The 21,484-nt window shown below is 57.3% G+C and carries 21 protein-coding genes; 10 read left to right on the top strand and 11 right to left on the bottom strand.

Annotated features, from left to right (window positions below):
- Window positions 1-68 precede the first annotated feature (68 nt).
- The 3 genes from GPM19_RS07730 to GPM19_RS07720 all read right to left on the bottom strand — a co-directional run bounded on the left by GPM19_RS07730 (window position 69) and on the right by GPM19_RS07720 (window position 2,002).
- Window positions 69-425 carry a hypothetical protein gene (locus tag GPM19_RS07730; protein ID WP_160418456.1) on the bottom strand — a complete coding sequence of 119 codons (357 nt, stop codon included), beginning with the start codon at window positions 423-425 and terminating at the stop codon, window positions 69-71.
- Window positions 425-697, bottom strand: a complete 273-nt coding sequence (locus GPM19_RS07725; RefSeq protein ID WP_114485402.1) for an HU family DNA-binding protein — start codon at window positions 695-697, stop codon at window positions 425-427. The genes GPM19_RS07730 and GPM19_RS07725 overlap by 1 nt, the downstream gene beginning before the upstream one ends.
- Before the next feature lie 132 nt (window positions 698-829).
- The gene (locus GPM19_RS07720; protein ID WP_160418455.1) at window positions 830-2,002 is read right to left on the bottom strand and encodes an NAD(P)/FAD-dependent oxidoreductase; all 1,173 of its coding nucleotides are present in this window, start codon (window positions 2,000-2,002) and stop codon (window positions 830-832) included.
- A 128-nt stretch (window positions 2,003-2,130) separates the two neighbouring features.
- On the opposite strand from GPM19_RS07720, the gene GPM19_RS07715 reads away from it, so the two are divergent.
- The gene (locus GPM19_RS07715) at window positions 2,131-2,622 is read left to right on the top strand and encodes a chorismate--pyruvate lyase family protein (RefSeq protein ID WP_160418502.1); all 492 of its coding nucleotides are present in this window, start codon (window positions 2,131-2,133) and stop codon (window positions 2,620-2,622) included.
- Window positions 2,623-2,681: 59 nt separating this feature from the next.
- The gene (gene ubiA, locus GPM19_RS07710) at window positions 2,682-3,572 is read left to right on the top strand and encodes a 4-hydroxybenzoate octaprenyltransferase (RefSeq protein WP_160418454.1); all 891 of its coding nucleotides are present in this window, start codon (window positions 2,682-2,684) and stop codon (window positions 3,570-3,572) included.
- Window positions 3,573-3,595: 23 nt separating this feature from the next.
- On the opposite strand, the gene GPM19_RS07705 is transcribed toward ubiA, so the two are convergent.
- Together GPM19_RS07705 and cysZ are read right to left on the bottom strand one after the other, a co-directional pair.
- Window positions 3,596-4,081 carry a copper chaperone PCu(A)C gene (locus GPM19_RS07705; RefSeq protein ID WP_227842248.1) on the bottom strand — a complete coding sequence of 162 codons (486 nt, stop codon included), beginning with the start codon at window positions 4,079-4,081 and terminating at the stop codon, window positions 3,596-3,598.
- A gap of 83 nt (window positions 4,082-4,164) precedes the next feature.
- Window positions 4,165-4,896, bottom strand: a complete 732-nt coding sequence (gene cysZ, locus GPM19_RS07700) for a sulfate transporter CysZ (RefSeq protein WP_160418453.1) — start codon at window positions 4,894-4,896, stop codon at window positions 4,165-4,167.
- Between the two features lie 246 nt (window positions 4,897-5,142).
- Between cysZ and GPM19_RS07695 the strand changes: the two genes are divergently transcribed.
- Window positions 5,143-5,565: an acyl-CoA thioesterase gene (locus GPM19_RS07695; protein ID WP_160418452.1), complete on the top strand. Its 423-nt coding sequence runs from the start codon at window positions 5,143-5,145 to the stop codon at window positions 5,563-5,565.
- Window positions 5,566-5,642: 77 nt separating this feature from the next.
- On the opposite strand, the gene GPM19_RS07690 is transcribed toward GPM19_RS07695, so the two are convergent.
- From GPM19_RS07690 to GPM19_RS07675, 4 genes are all read right to left on the bottom strand, one after another.
- Window positions 5,643-6,731, bottom strand: coding sequence for a TRAP transporter substrate-binding protein (locus GPM19_RS07690; RefSeq protein WP_160418500.1), 1,089 nt, complete (start codon window positions 6,729-6,731; stop codon window positions 5,643-5,645).
- A 119-nt stretch (window positions 6,732-6,850) separates the two neighbouring features.
- Complete coding sequence (uvrD, locus tag GPM19_RS07685; protein ID WP_160418451.1) at window positions 6,851-9,052, bottom strand: DNA helicase II; 2,202 nt, start codon at window positions 9,050-9,052, stop codon at window positions 6,851-6,853.
- A 64-nt stretch (window positions 9,053-9,116) separates the two neighbouring features.
- The gene (hexR, locus tag GPM19_RS07680) at window positions 9,117-9,971 is read right to left on the bottom strand and encodes a transcriptional regulator HexR (RefSeq protein ID WP_160418450.1); all 855 of its coding nucleotides are present in this window, start codon (window positions 9,969-9,971) and stop codon (window positions 9,117-9,119) included.
- Window positions 9,972-10,179: 208 nt separating this feature from the next.
- Window positions 10,180-11,646, bottom strand: a complete 1,467-nt coding sequence (locus GPM19_RS07675; protein WP_160418449.1) for a dihydrolipoyl dehydrogenase — start codon at window positions 11,644-11,646, stop codon at window positions 10,180-10,182.
- A gap of 244 nt (window positions 11,647-11,890) precedes the next feature.
- On the opposite strand from GPM19_RS07675, the gene GPM19_RS07670 reads away from it, so the two are divergent.
- Window positions 11,891-12,112: a PA3496 family putative envelope integrity protein gene (locus GPM19_RS07670; protein WP_160418448.1), complete on the top strand. Its 222-nt coding sequence runs from the start codon at window positions 11,891-11,893 to the stop codon at window positions 12,110-12,112.
- Between the two features lie 83 nt (window positions 12,113-12,195).
- On the opposite strand, the gene GPM19_RS07665 is transcribed toward GPM19_RS07670, so the two are convergent.
- On the bottom strand, window positions 12,196-13,539 hold the full coding sequence (locus GPM19_RS07665) for a sodium-dependent transporter (protein WP_160418447.1): 1,344 nt from the start codon (window positions 13,537-13,539) through the stop codon (window positions 12,196-12,198).
- 192 nt (window positions 13,540-13,731) lie between these two features.
- Complete coding sequence (locus GPM19_RS07660; RefSeq protein ID WP_371829352.1) at window positions 13,732-14,193, bottom strand: DUF72 domain-containing protein; 462 nt, start codon at window positions 14,191-14,193, stop codon at window positions 13,732-13,734.
- A gap of 132 nt (window positions 14,194-14,325) precedes the next feature.
- Between GPM19_RS07660 and GPM19_RS07655 the strand changes: the two genes are divergently transcribed.
- The 6 genes from GPM19_RS07655 to GPM19_RS15225 all read left to right on the top strand — a co-directional run bounded on the left by GPM19_RS07655 (window position 14,326) and on the right by GPM19_RS15225 (window position 21,438).
- The gene (locus GPM19_RS07655) at window positions 14,326-14,718 is read left to right on the top strand and encodes a fluoride efflux transporter FluC (RefSeq protein WP_319928103.1); all 393 of its coding nucleotides are present in this window, start codon (window positions 14,326-14,328) and stop codon (window positions 14,716-14,718) included.
- On the top strand, window positions 14,712-15,125 hold the full coding sequence (locus GPM19_RS07650; protein ID WP_227842246.1) for a fluoride efflux transporter FluC: 414 nt from the start codon (window positions 14,712-14,714) through the stop codon (window positions 15,123-15,125). Before GPM19_RS07655 ends, GPM19_RS07650 begins: the two co-directional genes overlap by 7 nt.
- Before the next feature lie 20 nt (window positions 15,126-15,145).
- Complete coding sequence (gene aroQ, locus GPM19_RS07645) at window positions 15,146-15,592, top strand: type II 3-dehydroquinate dehydratase (RefSeq protein WP_160418445.1); 447 nt, start codon at window positions 15,146-15,148, stop codon at window positions 15,590-15,592.
- A 598-nt stretch (window positions 15,593-16,190) separates the two neighbouring features.
- Window positions 16,191-17,867, top strand: coding sequence for a ShlB/FhaC/HecB family hemolysin secretion/activation protein (locus tag GPM19_RS07640; protein WP_160418444.1), 1,677 nt, complete (start codon window positions 16,191-16,193; stop codon window positions 17,865-17,867).
- 65 nt (window positions 17,868-17,932) lie between these two features.
- The gene (locus tag GPM19_RS07635; RefSeq protein ID WP_160418443.1) at window positions 17,933-20,593 is read left to right on the top strand and encodes a two-partner secretion domain-containing protein; all 2,661 of its coding nucleotides are present in this window, start codon (window positions 17,933-17,935) and stop codon (window positions 20,591-20,593) included.
- A 101-nt stretch (window positions 20,594-20,694) separates the two neighbouring features.
- Entirely contained in the window at window positions 20,695-21,438 is a 744-nt protein-coding gene (locus tag GPM19_RS15225; protein ID WP_202114739.1) for a hypothetical protein, read from the top strand.
- Window positions 21,439-21,484: the final 46 nt, after the last annotated feature.

Genomic DNA, 21,484 nt, shown 5'->3' with positions numbered 1-21,484 from the left:
AGTGGCACTTACGTATAGCCCTTGAGGACGGGTATGGACGACTCGAGCATTCACAACTGCTTGAACGTTCACAAGTGCTTGAGTAGTTTCTGTAGCTTGGTCATGTCGGATGAATCGCCGACTAGGCGGACCTTGCCTGTCATCATGCCATCGAGAAAGGCTTTTTGGGTGGGTTTCTTGAGAATTTCTAGTGCGGTGTCCTGGTCATCGAAGCGTAGCTCGAGATCAAGATCCACCGGCAGTCCTTTGCCGGTGATAATACCTCTGGGCGTCATGCGGTAATAACGGGCGATCGTCAGATCTTCCGTAGCAATGCCCCAATCCAGGCCGCGCATGCGCTCAAGTTGCTCGCGAAAGCGCGGCTTGCGGCGCAGGGCTCGCTTGAGCAGAAAGCCCAGGAACCACAGCGTCAGTTTCAGCTTCATCAGGAAACCGCGTCCTTGAGCGCTTTGCCGGGCTTGAACGCTACGTTCTTGCTGGCGGGGATCTGCAATGGCTCGCCGGTTTGCGGATTCTTGCCGGTACGAGCGGCACGTTCACGCACGGTGAAAGTACCAAAGCCGATCAAGGCCACGTCATCGCCCTGGGCGACACTGTTGGTGATTTCGTCGAGGATCACGTTAAGTACCTGGCCGGCTTTATCCTTGGACAGATCGGCACCTTCGGCAATGGCAGCAGCGAGTTCGGGTTTGCGCATGGGGGACTCCGTTGTAGCGATGGCAGTGGTTAAATAAAATGCTTGTTGCTAACGAGGCGTTGGAACGACAACCCGGTAACAGCAAGTCGAGCGTAACAGGCTTACCCAGCCTAGCCTTGAATGTAACGAAAATCAGCCTAGCAGTGCTGGTGCCGCTCTGGAAAGCTCCACTTTCCTTCTCACGCAGCTGCCTGTCAACGCAAAACCAATCAAACGTCCGTCTTTGTCTTCGGCCAAGGCACTGAAATTGCGTTCTTCGCCTTCGATTCGCCAGTGCGCAGGCGTCTGAAGTGGTGGCAAGGCAACTACCGGTAGCAGCGGCGTTTTCACGATGACCGGCCAGGCGCCGAAACTTACCTCGGTGGGCGTGCCGCTCAGGGTGGCTGCCAGTGCCTTGGCGCTGGCTTGTAGCGGCTGAACGTACATGGCATTGAGGCTATCCACGCAGGCTGCATCGCCTAACGCATAAATCCCGGGCTGGGAGGTTTGTAGAGTACGATCCACGTGAATGCCGCTGGTATCGGCATGGATGCCGGCACGTTGCGCAAGCTCGCTGCGCGGTGCAAGGCCGGTGGCCATGAGCACGATATCCGCCGTAACGATGGCCGCATTATCCAGGTGAATGCTGACGTCGTTGCCGGAGAGGGCCAGCTCGGTGATGGTGCGTCCCAATTCAAGATGAATACCGGCCTCGACGAAGGCACTGCCCAGTGCCTTGCCTAACGGAGGTGGCAATAAACGAGGTAAGGGCGCGGCCTCCGGGGCGATAATACGTACCTGATGCCCACCGGCATGCAAGTCGTTGGCGAATTCACAGCCCACCAAGCCGGCCCCGATGATCGCCACCCGCACTGAACCGTTGATTTGGCTCAGGGCTGTGTGAAATCGATGGTAGTCGTCAAGGTCGTTGATCGTGAACAGGCGCGAGGTTAGCGTTTCAGGAATCACAAAAGGCACCCGCGGTGCGGCACCGGTGGCCAGCACCAGGTCGCTATAGGCTTGGTGCGTATTATCGGCGAAAAGCAGTTCACGCCGCGCAACATCGATCGCGCTGACCGAGGTATGGGTGAGTACGTTGATATCGAGTTGTGCCGCGAGGTCGGTGGCTGAACGTACTGCGAGGCTTTCAGGCGAAAGCCCTTTGGCGAAACCGGTAGAGAGCAGCGGTTTGGAATATTCGCTGCCGCTGTCCCGGCTGACCAAAGTGATCGGACGCTGGGTATCCAGTTTCCTGAGGGCGCGTACCAGGCCGACACCGGCCATACCACTGCCGACTATCACCACGGGGTGGTTGGAAGCGTGCATAGTTTCACCTGAAAAACCTGTTTGGCCACCATGTTACACTAGGCGCACGGCTATTTTTTGCGGAGAGCGCAGTGACGCTTGATGTTATTTTTCCTGTCTGGCGTCCGGTGGCAGCGGCGCGACCGGCCATGAGTCATGCTTGGTGGCAGTGGGTTGCATCCACCGATTCGCTGACCACACGCTTGACCCGAGCGGGCAAAGAACGAGCTTTTCGCGTCAAGCTGCTGCGCCAGGAAGTGGGGCGCCCTTTACCCGATGAGGCTCGGGCGCTGGGAATTCCCCTGGGCCGGCATGCCTGGTTGCGTGAAGTGGCGCTGTGCCTGGACGAGACGCCTTGGGTGGTGGCTCGCTCGGTGGCGCCGCTTTCCCAATTGCGCGGGCAACGCCTGGAGCGGCTTGGGGAGCGTTCGCTGGGCAGCTGGTTGTTCCAGCAGCCGGATCTGGTGCGCGGCCCCCTGGAGGTCAGCAATCACTCGGCCCGCTTTGCTCAGGCGGAGCTTGTTCAGGCAAAAGGCCCTTGGGCACGGCGTTCGGTGTTTCGCCATGGCGCTCTGTCGTTACTGGTGCAGGAATATTTTTTGACCGAAATGGCGGATGAACTGGCGCTGCCTTCGCGCTAGGCTACTCTCTCGATGGGTTTTTCTATTCACGCTCAATGGTTTTTATTCACGAGGTAATCATGGATCGTTCCCTGCTGCGGCCTTTGGGACTGGCGCGCGTGCCCGATTTCTTGCACCTGATGCGCCTGGATCGCCCGATCGGCACCTGGCTTTTGATGTGGCCGACGCTCTGGGCGCTGTGGGTGGCCGCCGAGGGGATTCCAGGTCGCGATGTATTGCTGATCTTTATCGTTGGGGTTTATCTGATGCGTGCCGCCGGTTGCGTGATCAATGATTACGCCGACCGACACTTCGATGGCCACGTCAAACGCACCAAGCATCGCCCCCTGGCGACCGGGCGTATCGGAGAAGGTGAGGCGCAGGCATTGTTCGTCATGCTGGTGCTGGCGGCCTTCGTGCTGGTGTGGTTCACCAACCTGTTTACCGTCATGCTGTCGCTGGTAGGGGTGGTGCTGGCGTTCATCTACCCGTTCATGAAGCGCTATACGCATTTTCCTCAGGCATTTCTGGGGGCGGCGTTCTCCTGGGCGATTCCCATGGCCTTCGGCGCCGTTCTGGGGCACGTGCCTCTTGAAGCCTGGCTGTTGTTTGCCGCCAACGTCGCCTGGACGGTGGCTTACGATACCCAGTACGCCATGGTCGATCGTGAGGACGACCTGAAAATCGGCATCAAGTCGACGGCGGTACTGTTCGGCCGGGCCGATCGCTTGATGATCGGCGTACTGCAGTTAGTCACCTTGCTATTGCTGGGTTGGGTGGGTGTTCGCCTGGCGCTGGGCGGTTTCTTCTGGCTGGGGCTGGCCGCCATGGCGGCGACCTTTGTCTATCAGCAGTACCTGATTCGTGATCGTCAGCGCGACCATTGCTTTCAGGCGTTCTTGAACAACCACTGGTCGGGTCTGCTGGTCTTTGCCGGCATCGCTCTGAGCCTGTGGCCGAGCGGCGCATAACAACCGCTCGGGCCTGGTATGCCTCAGTGCTGAGCGTGTTCCATACTCATTGAGCTATCTTCCGGTGGGGCCTGTACGTCAACCTCCACTTCAATATCGCCGCGGTGAGCAAACTCAAGCGTCAGCGGAAAGCGCTCGCCTGCCTGGAGTGGGCTGACCAGGTTCATCAACATCAGATGATAGCCGCCGCCGGGGCGCATAACTTGGGTCGTGCCGGGTTCCACTTCGAGCTGCTCGATACGGCGCATGCGCATGATGCCATCGTCCATGCTCATGTCGTGTATTTCCACGCTCTCACTGACGGGGGTACGGGCACCGACGAGGACCGCCGGGGTATCGTCTTCCACGCTAATGGACAGGTACGCCGCACCATGAGGCACGCTGGGTGGCGTAGGGGTGGCAAACGGGTGCAACAGATGTAGCCCTTCAGGGCTTACATCCTGAGCCTGCGCGCCACCCGCGGCGAGCAGGCCTGCGGTGACAAGAGTCACAAGAGAAAAGCGCATCATGAATTGTCCTGGGTAAGTGAGCTTGAGCAAGTGAGCAGTGAATTGCCAGACGACATCATAGCGCTGCCATCCAGAAAAAGGCGTTACTGGGTCACCATGTCGCGTTGCTCACGATAATGGCGATCCCACATCAATACCGCACCAGCCACGGCGCCGGGAATCAGAAAGAGGTTGGCCAAGGGTAGCCAGGTAATCAGGATGACCAGCCCGCCGTAGCTTAGGCTCTGCCACCAATGGGCGTTTAAACGTTTGCGCATCTCGGCGAAGGTAACCTTGTTGTTATCCATCGGATAGTCAAGGTAGGTGATCGCCATGACCCAGGCGGAAAACAGTGCCCAGAGCAAGGGGGCGAACAGGTTGAGGCCGGGAATCCAGCTAATAATGAACAGCAGGACGGCCCTTGGTAAAATATACGCCAGCTTGACCAGTTCGCGCCCCAAGGCATCCACGGCCGTTCTGGCTAGACCGCGATCATCCAGAGGCTGACGCCCGGTCGCCTGAATTTCTACCTTGGCGGCCAGGAAACCGTAAAAAGGGGCGGCGATAAAATGCGTGACCAAGGTAAAGGTGAAGAACACCACCACCACCAGGCTCAGCATGAATAACGGCCAGATCAGCCAGGATAGCCAGTCGAGCCAAGCGGGCACCATGGCCATCCATCCTTCGAGCCAGCCGCTGAAGTGAGTGATGACATAGTGCAGCATACTCACGTAGACCAGCAGATTGACCAGGATGGGAATGAAGACGTAACGGCGTAGCCCCCGACTATAGACCAGGCGGGTTCCCCTAAGCAGGGCGGTGGAAGCATTCAGCATGGGTGGTGTCCCAGAAGATGAGCAATATAAATACATCGAGCACTAGCCGTGTGGGATGGAAGGTCTTCACCACATCTGGATCCTGTGCTTTACTGAAGACTCAGCTTACTGCAATGCAGCAAATCGAGCCAAGAGGCGTCTCGCCACACTTTTACGCCATGTTGCCAGAGGTTGTGATAGTCTCGCGCCCGATTTGGATTACCCTTTTTCTCTTTTATAACAATAACCTTGTAAAGCGAAGCGACCATGAACGTTCTTGAAACCGATCTGGATGATGCACCGGCTCCCCAAGGGCAGCTCACCTTGAAGCTTCTGGCAGCGCGCCAGGATACCAATTTATACGGCGATATTTCCGGGGGCTGGCTTGTCAGCCACATGGATCAGGCCGCAGAGCTTGCCGCGGGACGCAAAGCCGGTGGGCGTACCGCAACGGTGGCTATCGAAGCCATGGATTTCCTGAGCCCGGTGCGGGCAGGGTCAATGGTAAGTGTTTATACGGCAGTACGTGAGATTGGCCGCAGTTCAATCAAGATAGACGTAGAAGTGTGGGTGCGTCCGCCTCATGGATGCAGCCTGGACGAACGCCAGAAAGTCACCGAAGCCCGCTTCGTGATGGTGGCGCTGGATGATAATGGTCGGATTCGCGCTGTACAGGATGACAACGCTTGAGCCACCAATAAGGGCGCCCGGAAGGCGCCCTTGGATGCTCTGCCATGGCGGAGCCTCTACTGACTGTCTCGCTAGTGTCAGGAAATGACGTTATCGCGGTTTTTCAGGTAAGCGTATTCACTTATGTCGGTGAACGGACGCACCAGCTTCTGGAATGCTGCGTAGGACTCGTAGACCATGCGTGATTCCTCGTCGGCCTCGACCTGCTGTTGAATCGCCTCCTGCGATGATTCATACAGGGCCTGCATGACGTCTTCCGGGAAAGTGCGCAGCTGGACGTTGTGTTTGTTGACCAAGGCGTCCAGGGCCTGCGCATTGCGGAAGGCAAATTCACTGATCATTGCCAAGTTGGACGCGCGAGCGGCTTCAGTGACAATCGCCTTGAGATCGTCGGGTAAGGCGTTCCAGGCATCCAGATTGACGGTGCCTTCCAGAATTGCGCTGGGTTCGTTCCATGCCGACGTATAGTAATAATCCGCCACCTGGTGCAGGCCGAAGGCCAGGTCATTATACGGACCTACCCAGTCGGCAGCATCCAGTACCCCGGTCTGCATGGAGGTGAATATTTCCGAGCCCGGCATATTCACGGTGGTAACGCCGATGCCGTTCATGGCTTCGCCGGCAAGCCCGGGCAGGCGGAGCTTGAGTCCCTGCATATCGTCGAGCGAGTTGATTTCCTTCTTGAACCAGCCCGCCATCTGGGCACCGGTATTGCCGACCGCAAAGGGTTTGAGGTTGTGCTTGGCGTAGATCATGTCCCACAGATCCTGCCCATCGCCATGGTACAACCAGGAGTTGGTTTCGGTGGTATTCATCCCGAAAGGCACGGCGGTGAAGAACTGGGAAGCGGCGACCTTGCCGCGCCAGTAATAAGAAGCCGAGTGCCCCATTTCAGCGGTGCCCGCCGCCACGGCGTCAAAGACTTCCATCGCAGGCACCAGTTCACCGGCGCCGTGTACGCGAATACGCATGCGTCCGCCTGAAAGCGCTTCGATACGTGCAGCGAAATCATTGGCACCGGTGCCGAGCGCCGGAAAGTTCTTGGGCCAGGAAGTGACCATATCCCAGGTGATGGTTTCCTGGGCACTGGCAGTGGAAACAAAGGGCGCGGCAGCGACGCCGGCGGCGCCGATGCCGACGGTCTTGAGGAAATTGCGACGTTGCATCATGGCAGAGTGACTCCGGAAATTGTCTGATTTTTTATACATATGCATAAGGTGGCATGCCTATGTCCGGCGGTCAGTATGCGTCATGGTGGTTTTGTCGGGCAAGCGGGTTGCCCCGTTTAAAGAGGCGTCAGCTTGGCAAAGCCCAGCACCAGCCACTTATCGCCTTCGCCTTCGAAACTGACGTGAACCCGCGCTCGCGCCCCTTCGCCTTCGGCATTGAGAATCACGCCTTCCCCGAACAGGGGATGGCTGACCCGTTGCCCCACGTGCAGGCTGGGCAAGTCATCACCGCCATCCACGCCTTGCTGGGCAAAAGGCGACGGGCGGGAGGCGGTGACCGGCCGAGAGATCTGGCCGCGCAGGCGTACTTCCTCCAAAAGATGCTCGGGAAGTTCGCGCAAAAAACGCGAGGGCCGCGGAAAAATCTCCTTACCGTGCAGGCGGCGCGTTTCAGCATGAGTCAGGTAAAGCTTATGCATGGCGCGGGTCACACCCACGTAACACAGGCGTCGTTCCTCTTCGAGGCGGCCGGGTTCCTCCAGCGACATCTTGTGAGGAAATAAGCCTTCCTCGACGCCGGCGATGAACACCACGGGAAACTCCAGGCCTTTCGCCGAATGCAGTGTCATCAGCTGGACACTGTCCTCGAACTCATCGGCTTCATGATCGCCGGCATTGAGTGCCGCTTCCGACAGGAAGGCTTCCAGGGCGGCCATGCCTTCCCCCGCCACCGGTGGTTCGAAGATATCGCCCTGGGTGAAGGCCCGACCGGCGGTGACCAGCTCTTCGAGGTTTTCCACCCGGGCCTGGCCTTTCTCACCGCGCTCGCTCTTGTGATGTTCGATCAAGCCGGTATGGGTGATCACATGATCGATGATTTCATGCAGGGAGAGTCCGGCACAGTCGTTGTCCAGGCGTTCGATCAGATTGGCGAAGGCCTGGATGGCATTGGCGGCGCGGCCCTTGAGGGTGGCGTCGGCCAAGGCATCGTGAAGCGCCTGCCATAACGAGACATTTTCCGTGCGGGCACGAAAGCGCAGAATTTCCACCGTGCGGGTACCGATACCCCGGGTGGGCACGTTGATCACTCGCTCCAGCGAGGCATCGTCGTCGCGGTTGAGCAACAGGCGCAGGTACGCCAGGGCATTCTTGATCTCGAGGCGCTCGTAGAAACGGTGGCCGCCATAGATGCGATAAGGCACCCCTTGGCGGATCAGGCTTTCCTCCAACAGGCGAGATTGGGCGTTGGAACGGTAGAGAATGGCAATCTCGCGGCGCAGGAAACCTTCGGCGACTTTTTCCTTGATCGTCTCGACGATGAAACGCGCTTCTTCCAGGTCGTTGAAACCGGCATAGATCGAAATCGGCTCGCCCTGGGCGCCTTCGGTCCACAGCTTCTTGCCCATGCGCTCGCTGTTGTGGCTGATCAGGGCATTGGCGGCATCCAGAATCGCACTGGTGGAGCGGTAATTCTGTTCCAGGCGCACGGTATGGGTGCCGGGAAATTCCTGCTCGAAGCGGCGGATGTTTTCTACCTTGGCGCCGCGCCAGCCATAGATCGACTGGTCGTCGTCGCCCACCACCGTCATCGGCGTCTGTTGGCCGGTAAGCAGCTTGAGCCAGGCGTACTGCAGGGTATTGGTGTCCTGAAACTCGTCCACCAGCACATGGCCGAAACGTTCGCGGTAGTGGGCCAGAAGCGTAGGGTTATCGCGCAGCAGCTCCAGGCTTCGCAGCAGAAGTTCACCGAAGTCGACCAGCCCACCCCGCTCACAGGTCAGCTGGTAGCGTTCGTACAATTCGACCATCTGGCCCAGATAGGCATCGCCGTGAACGTCCACCTGTTGGGCGCGCAGGCCTTCTTCCTTGCAGCCGGAAATGAACGACTGCACCTGGCGTGGCGGAAAGTTCTCCACGTCGATCGAATAATCCTTGAGCAGCCGTTTGACCAGGCGTAGCTGGTCGTCGGAATCGATGATCTGAAAATTTTGCGGCAGACGCGCCGCCTGCCAGTGAGTACGCAAAAAGCGATGGGCGATGGAGTGAAAGGTGCCCACCCATACATGGCGCAGGGATATGCCGAGAAGTACTTCCAGGCGGGTGCGCATCTCGCGGGCGGCCTTGTTGGTGAAGGTCACCGCCAGCAACGCATAAGGCGAAAGGCCTTCGGCCTGCATCAACCAGGCAATGCGATGTACCAGCACCCGGGTCTTGCCCGAGCCTGCACCGGCCAATACCAGAAGATTACCCTGGGGGGCGCTGACCGCCTCGCGCTGGTCGGGGTTCAAGGAATCGAGAATCGCCGTGACGTCTTCCATACAGGCCGCTGCCGGGTCGAAAATGGGCGCTCATTCTAGCACAGACGCCGTTGGGTCTTGGCGTTCATCCTTCTTCGGGAAAGCGCAGCGGGGTGAGGCTTTTCTTCACTGCCTTGAGCTGTTGCGCCAACTTGGGTCCGCGGGTTTTGGCCACGCCCACGGCAAGCACGTCTATCAGTACCAAATGCGCAATGCGTGAACTCATGGGAGTGTAGATTTCCGTGTCTTCGTGGACGTCGATATACAGCGGCAGGCTGACTTCCTCGGCCAACGGCGAGCCACTGGGGCATAGGCCAATCACTGTGGCACCCGCTTCCCGTGCCAGGCGCACGCTGGCGACCAGTGCCTTGGTGCGCCCGGTCTGGGAAATTGCCACCACCACATCGCCTTCCTTGAGGGTCACCGCCGACATGTTCTGCATGTGCGGGTCGGCGTAGGCGGACGTGAAAATCTGCAGCCGAAAAAACTTGTGCTGGGCATCAAAGGCCACTGCGCCCGAGGCGCCGAAGCCGTAGAATTCGACGCGGTTGGCCATGGCCAATGCATTGACCGCACGTCCCAGGGCATCGTTATCCAGGCGGTCACGTATGGAAAGCAGGGTGCCCACGGTGGAGTCAAAAATACTGTAGGAGAATTCTGCCACCGAGTCGCTATCGTTCATCGAGAATTGGGCGAACTGGCTGCCGGTGGCCAACATCTGGGCCAGTTGCAGCTTGAAGTCCTGAAAACCATTGCAACCCAATGCTCGGCAAAAGCGCACCACCGTGGGTTCGCTGACCTTGGCCTCGGTGGCCAGGTCGACAATCCGCATGTGGATAACGTCATCGGGGTTGCGCAGCACAAAGCGTGCTACCTTCTGCTCGGAGCGGCGAAAGTGCTCCATGCGGCGTCTCAATTCATCGAACAGGGCGCGACTCACGTTCAGCTCCTCGGTAATGATACATAAGCGACGCCGGTCAATCGGCGCCCCGTCACAGTATGCCTGACTGATAGACGAAATGGGCAGGGAAAGTGGCCGCTTGGAGGAGACAGCGACATGGGCAGCCGCTGTGCACAAGGGCGTTGCTGTGAGGTAATGCAAGGTTCTTTCGAGTCGCGGGGACCAGACGGTGACGTTCTGCTATCGCTCAATCCCCCGGTCCGCACTCCATGCAGTGCTCGATGATTTCCGGCCCTTTGCGGAGGTCGGCATTGAGGTCATACAGGGCGCTACGCAACCCTTCTTCCAGCACCGGGTGATAAAAGGGCATCTCGAGCATCCGGCTCACGGAAAGCTTCTGTTCCAGCGCCCACGCCAGCAGGTGCGCCATATGTTCGATTTGCGGGCCGAACAGTTCCGCTCCCAGAAACTGGCCGCTGCCATGTTCTGCATAGAGGCGCAGCATGCCACGTGTTTCGCGAATGACCTTCGCGCGGCCCTGCTTCTTGAACGTGATTTCCCCCACCGCAATGCAGCCATGACCGCCATAGCACTGTTCCAGCTCCTCGCGGCTGGAACCTACCGTGGCTATCTGGGGGTCGGTGAAGACGATAGCCAACGCCACATTGCGTTGAGTGACTCGGCAGTCCGGGTAGCGTCCGGCATTAGCGCCAGCAATGCGTCCCTCATTGATGGCTTCATGCAACAGGGGAAGTTCCTGGTCGGAATCGCCGGCAATGAAAATATGGCTTGGCTCACCGCTGGCATCCAGGCATTGCAGAGTGAATCGATTGAAGCTGGGGACTCCCTTGTCATCGAGCGCCAGGCCGGCATTTTCCAGCGCAAGCTTATCGAGATTAGGGCGTCGGCCGGTAGCGGCCAACAAGTAGTCGAAGCGTTCAGTCAGGCGTTGGCCAGTATCGCGTTCAAGGAAGGTAACCACGACTTGGTCGCCTTCCCGCTCGATGCTTTCCACCTTGGCATCCGGGTCGAGATAAAACTCCGCCTTGAAGGTCTGGTCGGCGTAGTCACGCAGGGTGTCGTCCTGAAATGGCCCCAGGCTGCCACCGATACCGAACATGCGTAACCGCACTCCCAGACGATGCAGGGCCTGGCCCAACTCCAGCCCGATGATACCGGGGCCGAACACCGCCACTGATTCGGGTAGATCGTCCCAGTCGAAGATATCATCGTTGACGATCAGCCGGTCTCCTGCGCCTTCGAAGCTGCCTGGCCAGGTAGGGCGTGAACCGGTGGCGATGATAATGTTACGCGCCCGTACCCGGCTATGCTCACCGACGGCCAGGGTATGGGCATCGATGAATCGGGCATGACCTTCCAGGCGTTTGGCTGCATCAATACGTTGCATGGACGTCAGGACGCTATCGACAAAACCGTCACGCTCATGCTTGACGCGTTCCATCACCGCGCGACCATCGATCGTTACGTTATCCACCTTTACGCCGAACCCTGCTGCATCACCCACCTGATGCGCCCTTTCAGCAGCAGCAATCAGTAACTTCGAGGGCATGCAGCCTACCCGGGCACAGGTGGTGCCGTATTCTCCTTCTTCAATGATCACCACGTTATCCGTGTATTTATTGGCAGCATGCCAAGCACTCAATCCGGCGCTGCCGGCTCCGATGATGGCGATATCGACGTCTCGTTGCTGCATTTGACCTCCTCTAGCGTGACATGACTTACCTGACGATGGCATTGAAAAAAATCGCTGAACGCTATGACGAATAAAACGTTAGGGGGCGAATAGCGAAAACGTGCGTTGACGGAATATCCTTTCCCGGAACGTCATCATTTCGTCAACTGGATTATAGTAAAAATGACGTGTCACGCTGCATCATCAGTAAATGATGCTACGCGGACAGGTGAATACAGGAATAGGCATCTGGAGGAGCGACGCTATGCGTAACGTCGAACGATTAACTTCAGTCAAAAGTGAGCTTCTGGATATCTTCATGACGCTGGGGCTCGATGAACATATTGAACGCCGTCGCCACGCCGCACAGCGCAATTCTCGCGCACGCCGAGGTATAGAGTTGCATCGGGAATTTCAACAACTCTCGCGGGATATCGAGTTGCTACCCGAAGAAGAGGAAGATGCGCTGGAAAGCGAATTGCATTGAAAGGAGGCCTCGCCCGCTGAGTGACGAGGCCCTTTGTAGCCCGATAACTAACCTGGTAGTTAGCGTTAGAGCTTGTGAGGGCTTTAGATAAGCCCGGCGACAAACACGATGATCACGCCGATTGGCGCAATGAAGCGTGCCACGATATTCCACAAGCTGATGCCGGTGGCGGATAGCCCCAGTTCAGTTTCTACACTTTCACGCTTGAGGCACCAGGCGACGAAGACAATGGCACCCAGGCCGGTCAACGGCAGCAAGATCTTGCTGGTGAAGGTGTCCAGAAGATCGAAGATATTTAGCCCGATGATCTGGAAGTCCGCCCACACATTGAACGACAGCAGTGCCGCAACCCCCAGCATCCATACCGCAACGCCGCTGACCAGGGTGGCGCCGACACGTGCCAGGGAGGTGCGTTCCTCCATCATTTCCACTACCGGCTCAAGCAGCGAAATAGCCGAGGTCAGAGCAGCGAAGGTAAGCAGCAGGAAGAACATCAAGCCAAGTATGGTGCCGCCTGCCATGTTACCGAAGGCCAGCGGCAGGGTGACGAAGATCAACCCCGGCCCTTCACCGACACCCAAGCCATTGGCAAACACGATGGGGAAGATGGCCAGACCCGCAAGCAGGGCGATACTGGTATCCAGGATGATGACGGTACGCGCCGTGCTGATCAGATTGACGTCTTCTCCCAGGTAGGAGCCATAGGCCATCATGATGCCCATGCCCAATGACAGGGTGAAAAATGCCTGGCCCATCGCGGCCAATACGACGCCGCCATTCACAGCGCTCCAATCGGGGCGGAACATGAAGGCCAGCGCTTCGCCGAAGTGACCGCTAGCCACCCCATAACCCACCAATACCAACATCAGCACGATCAAGGCGGGCATCATCAAGCGTGCCGCGCTTTCCAGCCCTTTGGTCACGCCACGCGCCACAATCCCGATCACCAACAGCATGAAAGCCGTGTGCCACAGCAGCAAGGTGCCGGGGCTTGCCAGCATGCCGCCGAACAAGTCGCTGATGCTCTCGGCATCCTGACCATCGAAGGTTCCGATGACCGTGCCGAGCGTGTAGTTGAGCGACCAGCCGCCAATCACGCTGTAGAACGAGAGTATCAAGAATGCGGCCAGTACACCGCTGATTCCTACCAGCGCCCAGGCCGGCGACTTGCCGTGTTTACTGGCCAGCTCAGCCATGGAATTGATCGGGTTTTTCTGTCCCCGCCGCCCGATCATCCATTCGGCAACCAGCACCGGTAAACCGACCAGTGCTACGCAAGCCAGGTAGATCAGCACGAACGCTGCGCCGCCGTTGTCGCCCACCATATAAGAAAAACGCCAGATATTGCCCAGGCCGACCGCCGAGCCGGCAGCGGCTAGCACAAAGGTCATCCTGGATGACCATTGCGCATGTGCAAGCTTCGCCATACATCACCTTCTTGTTAGTTGAGTATCGAGTACTGTTTAGTTGGATAGTGAATTGCGTACCTCGGGCCAACGCCATAAAGCGCTGCGAGGAAAACAACGGTTCGGAACGTCAAATTGAGATTAATTTCCGAAGTGAAGGCAATTTATCCGATCAAAGCAGTGTATGCCAGCGAAGCGGCCTGAAAATTTAACTTAAAACAGCCGGGTTTGCTGTTCGTCAAAAAAAGAGGGCAAATCGGGAAGGTGTGAGTTCTTGGCCAGTGGCTCGTAGAGGCTGCGTGCCATATCGGGAGCTTCGCGGTTGTCTGCGGTATGCACAAGCAAGAAAATGGTTTTCCCCTGACTTATCCACAGGTTCAGGCGTTTTTCCCAAGGCGCGAGATAACGCTTATTGATTAATTTGTCAATATGGCCAATGAACCTGATCACCGGCGTATCACCCGTGGAAAGCACGTGTAATGGGAGTTTGGGTTTTTCTTGTTGCGCTTTGGTCAGGCCGGAATGGCCATGGAATGGCGTGGAGAACAAGGGGTATACATCCAGCATTACCCGATTGGCCTGATAAGTTATCAACAATTGGTTGAAGGCTTTTTCAGTCTCTCCCTTGTGGAAAAATTCCGGGTGACGTACTTCCACGGCACCGGGGTAGTTCACGCGGCCAAGCTGCTGCGTCCAAGTCGCTACAATGTCACTTCGTGGCGCGCCGCTATATCAAAGGTAGTATTGCCTTCTACGCTGGAAAACACCTTCATCAATTCCAGCGCAATGTAGCACGAGGAGACAAGGGTGGGGATCAACTGGCAATGGCTGGGCATGATAATGATAGGGGGCGCACTGGGCGGCATGCTACGTCTGGCGGTTTCCAATGCACTGGCACGCCTGGCGGGCAGCCACTTTCCCTGGGGCACCCTGGGAGTCAACCTATCCTCTACCGCCGCGATCGGGCTAGTGGCGGGGATGATGCCAGCGCCTGATCTCAGTGCCCGGAGCCTTATGTGGTATATGCTGGTCGCCGGCTTGCTGGGAGGCTATTCCACGGTATCGTCATTAAGCCTGCAAACACTGAGCCTATGGCAAAGCGGTAGGCATCAGGCGGCTATCTTCAATATGGGGGGTACCTGTCTGGGAGGACTGATGTTGTTGGCGCTGGGATTCTGGTTGGGGCGAGCTCCATGGTGACGGCTACTGCCCTGAGGCGCCGTCGAGAGGTGATGATTTACCTTGCCGTTGGGCTGGGTAGCGCCCTGGGAACAGGCAGTCGCTATCTGGTAAGCATAGTTTCACTGAATCTGTTCGGTGCTTATTTCCCCTGGGGCACCTTGGGCGTCAATCTACTCGGGTCAGCCCTGATTGCTGGCGTGGTCACCGCTGCTTACAGCCAAGGCTTCTTGACCCGCTGGCAGCCCTTTCTGGTAGCGGGGTTCTGCGGAGGCTTCACCACCTTTTCATTGTTCAGCCTGGAAGTCTTCGTGCTGTGGCAAGGCGATGATGCCTTCTTGGCAGTGATCTACGCCCTGGGCAGCCCTTTTTTGTGGCTGGGAGCGGCTTGGTGCGGGCAACGTTTAGCCAAGCGACAAGCAATCTAGTGAATTCGGAGACTAAGACGATGAGTCAAGACAAAGTGCTGGTGCTTCACGGCCCCAATCTCAACCTTCTGGGAAGCCGGCAACCGGAGATTTACGGTTACGAGACCTTGGCCGACGTCAATCACGCCCTCTATGAGAAAGCCGCTCTCAATGGATGGGAGATCAAGGCGTTGCAAAGCAACCATGAAGGTGAGCTGATCGATGCCATCCAGGCGGCACGCCTTGATGAAACCGCTGCCATCATCATCAACCCGGCCGCCTATACCCACACCTCGATTGCGATACTCGATGCGCTGAATGCATTCGAGGGGAGAGTCTACGAGGTGCATATTTCCAACGTGCACAAGCGTGAAAGCTTTCGACATCACTCCTATGTCTCGCTACGTGCCGATGCTGTGATCGCGGGTCTGGGTACCCAAGGCTACCAGGCGGCGCTGGATGCCCTGATCAAGGCGGCGAGAAACTGAACCTCGTCACTCTGATTAACTGACTGGCGCTAAAGGCTTCGTCTTCCAAGCCGAACGAGATAAAAAGGTGCTTTGCGGCACCTTGGGTCGATTGCATTTTCTTGATCTGAGCCAGTTGCTCGCGGAACCGTTCCGGCAGGCGCTCGAGAAAAACTCGCCAAACACTAGACTAAGACTATGAAGTTACAGCGTATTATCTGAAAAGCCTCTTCCGCACTACAGTTTCGATGATTTTATGAGGAGTGTGAAACTCGTGATGTCAAAAACGTAATCTAAAATAATTAGTATTTTTATAATAATAAATAAGACTTTCTAGCTAAAGCGGAATACACTCCGATTCGGTGAAGTGCGTATTTTTTTAGCTAGCGCCCTCTCTTTCACTGCTTTTTTCCTGTTCCCGTAATGTCTTGCCGGCTGTGGCGAGAAGATAAAGGCTTCAAAACAATATCATTTGCTCTCCGGCGCTTTAAAGGGTCGGAAGTCAGTGAGTGCGCCTGACAGTTTTATAAAAATTTCCTAATAAATTAATCAACAAGAGCCTGTGTTTGCCTACAGGCTTTAATCAATTCGAATATAAAAATGCTAAGGAAAAATTAGTATGGCGCATAAAAAGCTTATCCCCTTTGCACTACTAGTGTTAAGTCCAGGAGTTTTTGCCGCACAAGTTCCCGGTGCCACTCTACCCAATGCCGGCAGCCAGCTTCAACAGATCTCGCCAACACCGACCGTGGAGAGAGTTGCACCGGAAATTGATGTGCAACAGCCACAAGTACCGGTGATGGGGGCTGCCAGCACAGCAAAGATCGAGGTCAATTCACTGCACCTGAGCGGGCAGAGCCTGTATTCCGAGAAGGAGCTGGTCTCCCTCACCGGCTTCAGGCCAGGGGCGCAGCTCAGCCTTGGCGATCTACAGGCAATGGCTTCCCGGATCACCGACTTTTATCACCAGAACGGCTATTTTGTCGCGCAAGCTTACCTGCCTGCACAGAGCATCGAGGAGGGTGCGGTGACGATCGCAGTGGTGGAAGGCCGCTATGGCGATGTCACCCTACGCAACCAGAGCAATCTCTCGGATGGGCTGGCCGATGGCTTGCTCAGCGATCTCGAGAGTGGCGAGGTAATCAATCGTGTGCCTCTTGAGAACCGGCTTCTGCTGATGTCGGACATCGCCGGTGTCAACGTCCAATCGACTCTGGTGCCGGGTAGGACGGTGGGCGCGGCTGACCTGATCGTTGATGTCACCCCCGGACGGCGGGTGACAGGCAGTATCGATGCCGACAACGCTGGCAACTACTACACCGGCGAGGAGCGTCTGGGCGGAACGATTCATATCAACAATCTGGCAGGACGAGGCGATGTGGCCAGCCTGCGCGTGCTGAGCAGTTTCGACGGCCTTGATTATGCTCGCGGTGCCTACCAGATGCAGTTCGGCCGGGCAACGGCCGGAGTGGCCTACAGTCATCTGGAATATGAATTGGGCAAGGAATTTAGTGATCTGGGTGCCGATGGCGATGCACAGATTGCTAGTTTATTTGGACGTTACCCGCTGATCCGCTCACGCCAGAGCAATCTCTACGCGCAGCTTGGCTACGACTACAAGACCTTCGAAGACCGCTACGATCGTTTCTCCAGCGAAAAGAATGTCAATGTGGTGACGGCGAGTCTCCACGGTGACCACCGTGATGGATTGGGGGCCGGCGGCCTGACGGCTGCTTCCGTCACCTTGCATGCCGGCGAAGTCGATATCGAAACGCCCTCCGTTCGCGATGTAGATGCCATTACGGCAAAGACCAACGGCGATTACGAGAAAGTGAGCTTGAGCGTCATGCGCGTGCAGCAACTCACCGACATTTTCTCTCTCTATGGGTCGGTCGGTGCCCAGTTCGCCTCGGGAAATCTCGATAGCTCGGAGAAGATGTCACTCGGCGGCATGTATGGTGTGCGCGCCTATCCCCAGGGCGAAGCCTTTGCCGATGAAGGCTATCTGGCAACCCTTGAAGCCCGGCTGCTGCTGGCGGGCCTTTCCGAGCAGGTGCCAGGCCAGGTACATCTTATCGGCTTTGTCGATGCGGGTACTGTGACTGTCCACAAGGATCCCTGGGATGATGCTGACAATGACCGGACCCTGAGCGGAGCTGGCGTGGGTGTCAACTGGGTCGACTACAACAACTTTTCCGTCAAATCCTACTACGCCCATAAGCTGGGTAACGAAGAAGCCACTTCAGCACCGGATTCGGACGGTCAATTCTGGTTACAGCTGGTCAAGTATTTCTGATCGTTTTTTCGACACCTTGGTACTCATCCGTTAAACCAGTCGTGCAACATACTTGGAAAAACATCATGAACAGGATCTTCCAATCCATCTGGAACCAGAAAGTCGGCACCTTTGTCGCGGTATCCGAGTGTGCAAAAAATGGCGGCAGGAAAATCGCCAGTAGTTGCTATAGCACTTCTGCAGGTGGAACTCGATTCATACTCAAGCCTCTTGTCGCTTCGATGCTCCTGGTTGCCGGCGGCAATGCCTGGGCCTTGCCGGTGGGAGGCGAGGTGTCGGCCGGCGGTGCCACTATCGGTGGCGACGCTACTGCGATGGAAATCACCCAGACCACCCAGAATGCCGCCATCAACTGGCAGGCGTTTGATATTGCCTCGGGAGAGGCGGTGAACTTTGCCCAGCCCAACAGTAGTTCGGTTGTACTCAACCGAGTGCTGGGGTCAGACCCCTCGGCCATCATGGGCACTCTCACTGCGAACGGTAACGTGTTTCTGATCAATCCCAACGGCGTGCTCTTCGGTCAGAACGCCTCGGTCAACGTCGGCGGCCTGGTGGCCTCCACCCTGAGCCTCAGCGACAGTGACTTCATGGCCGGTCGCTACAACTTCGCGGGCACAGGTGACGGCAGCATCGTCAACCAGGGTGCAATCAATGCCGACGGCGGCTATATCGCCCTGCTCGGCGCCAATGTCAGCAACCAGGGCACCCTCCAGGCCAATCTCGGTACCGTGGCGCTGGCAGCGGGCGACGCCATCACCCTCGACGTGGCGGGCGACGGCCTGCTGAATGTGGCCGTCAACCAGGGCGCGCTGGATGCGCTGGTGCAAAATGGCGGGATGATTCAAGCCGATGGCGGCACGGTCCTGATGACCGCCCAATCGGCGGGCGATCTGTTCCAGTCCACGGTCAACAACACCGGGATGATCCGCGCCCAGAGCATCGAAAACCGCAATGGCACCATCATGCTGATGGGCGACATGCGCAGCGGCACGGTGAAGGTCGGCGGCACACTGGATGCCAGTGCGGCCAATGGCGGCGACGGCGGTTTTATTGAGACCTCCGCTGCCCATGTAAAAATTGCCAATGATGTACAGATCACCACTGCTGCGCCGCTCGGCAAGACCGGCACTTGGTTGATCGATCCCGTCGACTTTGTTATTTCGAGCGATGGCGACATCGCCGGGAGCACCCTCAGTGCTCAGCTGGTTACCTCCAATGTGCGCATCGAAAACGTTCCGGGTGCGGGTAATGGCGACATTTTTGTCAATGAAGCGGTTACCTGGACTCCGACGCCCAACCCAACGACGCTGACCTTGAATGCTTCTCGTGATGTCATCGTAAATGAAGCCATCACAACTACAGGGGGAAATCTCCAGTTGTTCGCCGAACGGGATGTGGTTCTGAAAGCACCTATTACCACAACATCGGCCGGTGGCGGTGGCGACCTTACGGCAGTTGCCGGACGCAATATCGAGGTCAATGCGCTTGCTGCCCTCACCACCACGGGCGGCGATATATTACTGCTAGCTGCTAATGATGGGACTGGCGTCGGCACAGTCAACTTTGCTCCCGGCGCGCCCCCTGTAGCCGTCACAGGTCCGCTGTCATCCGTCAATATTTTCTACGCGCCGGTTTCTTACGACACGCCTACCGATTTTTCGGGCAACTTCACGTTGACCGGGGGGGCTACGCTGACCACCCACATGTGGGTGTTCCCGGAAGGCGTCAATAAAATGTACGACGGCAACACTGATGCCACGCTGGAGTTGATGGGTAATCCCACCCGCGCGGGTGATGTTAGCCTGCAATCCGGTGCGGCCTCCTTTGATTCGGCCAACGTTGGCACCGACAAGACCGTGACCTATAGCGGCTACTCCCTTGGCGGTGACGATGCCGGATTGTTTGCCTTGTTTGCCCCGTTCAACACCGTGACAGCAGAACAGGGTGTCCCCGGCGCAGGAGTTACTACGGCCAATATCACCCAAGCGCCGCTGACCATCACGGCTATCGGTGCCGACAAGGAATTCGGCGTGGAGCTGGATCCGGAAACCTTGACTTACGAGCAAGAGGGCCTTGTGCCAGGAGAGACTATTGGTGACGTCACCCTGACCAGTCCCGGCACGGCCGCCACGGCTGATGTTGGTGATCATGACATCAAACCCAGTGATGCGGAGCCAGGCTCTTTCGATCCGAATAATTACGAGATCGACTATAAGTTTGGAACGCTGGAGGTCTATCTGGTAGAGACGACTGATCCGGTTGATCCAATTCCCGATCCAGTTGATCCGGTTGATACCACTGTTCCTGGCGACACGATTGATCCGATAGATCCCAGCACTACTGACCCAAGTACAACGGATCCAAGCACCACTGACCCCGGCGACCCTGTCGCCCCGACTCCGACAGATCCGGAAATCACTGACCCCAGTACGACGGATCCAAGCACCACCGATCCCGACGGATCGGAGCCGAGCTTGCCGTTGGCAGTAGCATTGTCTGAATTGCCTGAGGAAGCCCTCAGGCCAGTCATCTCTTTTCCAGATGAGAACGGCGACTCGCCCGAGAATATCAGCGAGGGACTGGAGCTGACCTTCGCAACCGCCGCCGTTAATATGCCGACATTGCAGCTAGAGCGCCTGGATCCGCCAGCGGAAACCGACCTCTTAGCGCCTCAGGTCGAAGCCTATGTACCGCCGGTGTATGAGCCCAAGCAGGACCGCTTCTAAACCTGAAGCATGAGGGGAGCAAGTTGCTACTAGCGCTACCAAGGCGCTGGTAGCAGTTGTGCGTGACCAAACCGTTGGAAAATCGCCGCAGGAGCATGTCTTTGAGTCGCATGAAAACCCTACATCTGTGGTGGCTGATAATTGTCCTTGTCGCGCCTCAGCTAGCTCAAGCGAATACCTCCGGCCAATCTATCGCCAAGGGTCAGGCCGCATTTTCCTGGCACCTTCTGGTGCAGACCGACGCAATTGAAAAACCGGCATCCCCCCTACATTCGGCGCAAAGCGTCAACTCCCTTGGCGAAGGCGCATCAAAGGAGGTGCGGGATACCATCAACTGGATCATCGACTCGGCGGATAATCTCGGCATGCCCTTCATGATTATCGACAAGCGAGAGGCCAAGGTTTTCATGTTCGATGCACAAGGCCAACTCCGGGGAGAGGCCTCCGCCTTGCTGGGCATGGCGGTGGGAGATGATTCCGTTCCGGGCATTGGTGAACGAGCCCTGGCTAGCATTCCGCCGGACGAGCGCACGACGCCGGCGGGCCGCTTCGTGTCCTCACTGGGGCGCAACCTCAAGGGCGGCGAAATACTCTGGTTAGATTATGAAGACGCTCTTTCCCTCCACCCGGTCGTTGCCGGCACTCCCAGGGAGCGCCGGGAGGAGCGACTGGCGTCACCTCATGCAAAAGACAAACGGATATCCTATGGCTGCATCAATGTCCCGAAAACGTTCTATACCACCCTGGTAAGCCCCGCCTTCAAACACTCCAATGGCGTCGTTTATGTGCTGCCTGAAACCCGCTCGAATCATGCCGTATTTGCCTCCTACTATGATGTGAAGTGATTCATTTGGGGGCTCCCCAAACGACGAACCCCACAAGAAGTGGGGT

It is taken from the genome of Vreelandella zhuhanensis (assembly GCF_009793355.1).
GTDB classification, from domain to species: domain Bacteria; phylum Pseudomonadota; class Gammaproteobacteria; order Pseudomonadales; family Halomonadaceae; genus Vreelandella; species Vreelandella zhuhanensis.
Note: the sequence above shows the minus strand (reverse complement) of the source record. Positions and strands in the feature narration are given on the sequence as shown.

Coding starts and splice junctions, on each gene's coding strand:
- GPM19_RS07670 (WP_160418448.1), top strand. CDS start 11,891: ATGCGTAACGTCGAACGATTAACTTCAGTCAAAAGTGAGCTTCTGGAT.
- GPM19_RS07675 (WP_160418449.1), bottom strand. CDS start 11,646: ATGCAGCAACGAGACGTCGATATCGCCATCATCGGAGCCGGCAGCGCC.
- GPM19_RS07720 (WP_160418455.1), bottom strand. CDS start 2,002: ATGCACGCTTCCAACCACCCCGTGGTGATAGTCGGCAGTGGTATGGCC.
- GPM19_RS07725 (WP_114485402.1), bottom strand. CDS start 697: ATGCGCAAACCCGAACTCGCTGCTGCCATTGCCGAAGGTGCCGATCTG.
- aroQ (WP_160418445.1), top strand. CDS start 15,146: ATGAGTCAAGACAAAGTGCTGGTGCTTCACGGCCCCAATCTCAACCTT.
- GPM19_RS07690 (WP_160418500.1), bottom strand. CDS start 6,731: ATGCAACGTCGCAATTTCCTCAAGACCGTCGGCATCGGCGCCGCCGGC.
- GPM19_RS07730 (WP_160418456.1), bottom strand. CDS start 425: ATGAAGCTGAAACTGACGCTGTGGTTCCTGGGCTTTCTGCTCAAGCGA.
- GPM19_RS07650 (WP_227842246.1), top strand. CDS start 14,712: ATGGTGACGGCTACTGCCCTGAGGCGCCGTCGAGAGGTGATGATTTAC.
- cysZ (WP_160418453.1), bottom strand. CDS start 4,896: ATGCTGAATGCTTCCACCGCCCTGCTTAGGGGAACCCGCCTGGTCTAT.
- GPM19_RS07695 (WP_160418452.1), top strand. CDS start 5,143: ATGAACGTTCTTGAAACCGATCTGGATGATGCACCGGCTCCCCAAGGG.
- GPM19_RS07640 (WP_160418444.1), top strand. CDS start 16,191: ATGGCGCATAAAAAGCTTATCCCCTTTGCACTACTAGTGTTAAGTCCA.
- GPM19_RS07635 (WP_160418443.1), top strand. CDS start 17,933: ATGAACAGGATCTTCCAATCCATCTGGAACCAGAAAGTCGGCACCTTT.
- ubiA (WP_160418454.1), top strand. CDS start 2,682: ATGGATCGTTCCCTGCTGCGGCCTTTGGGACTGGCGCGCGTGCCCGAT.
- GPM19_RS07715 (WP_160418502.1), top strand. CDS start 2,131: ATGAGTCATGCTTGGTGGCAGTGGGTTGCATCCACCGATTCGCTGACC.
- uvrD (WP_160418451.1), bottom strand. CDS start 9,052: ATGGAAGACGTCACGGCGATTCTCGATTCCTTGAACCCCGACCAGCGC.
- GPM19_RS07665 (WP_160418447.1), bottom strand. CDS start 13,539: ATGGCGAAGCTTGCACATGCGCAATGGTCATCCAGGATGACCTTTGTG.
- GPM19_RS07705 (WP_227842248.1), bottom strand. CDS start 4,081: ATGATGCGCTTTTCTCTTGTGACTCTTGTCACCGCAGGCCTGCTCGCC.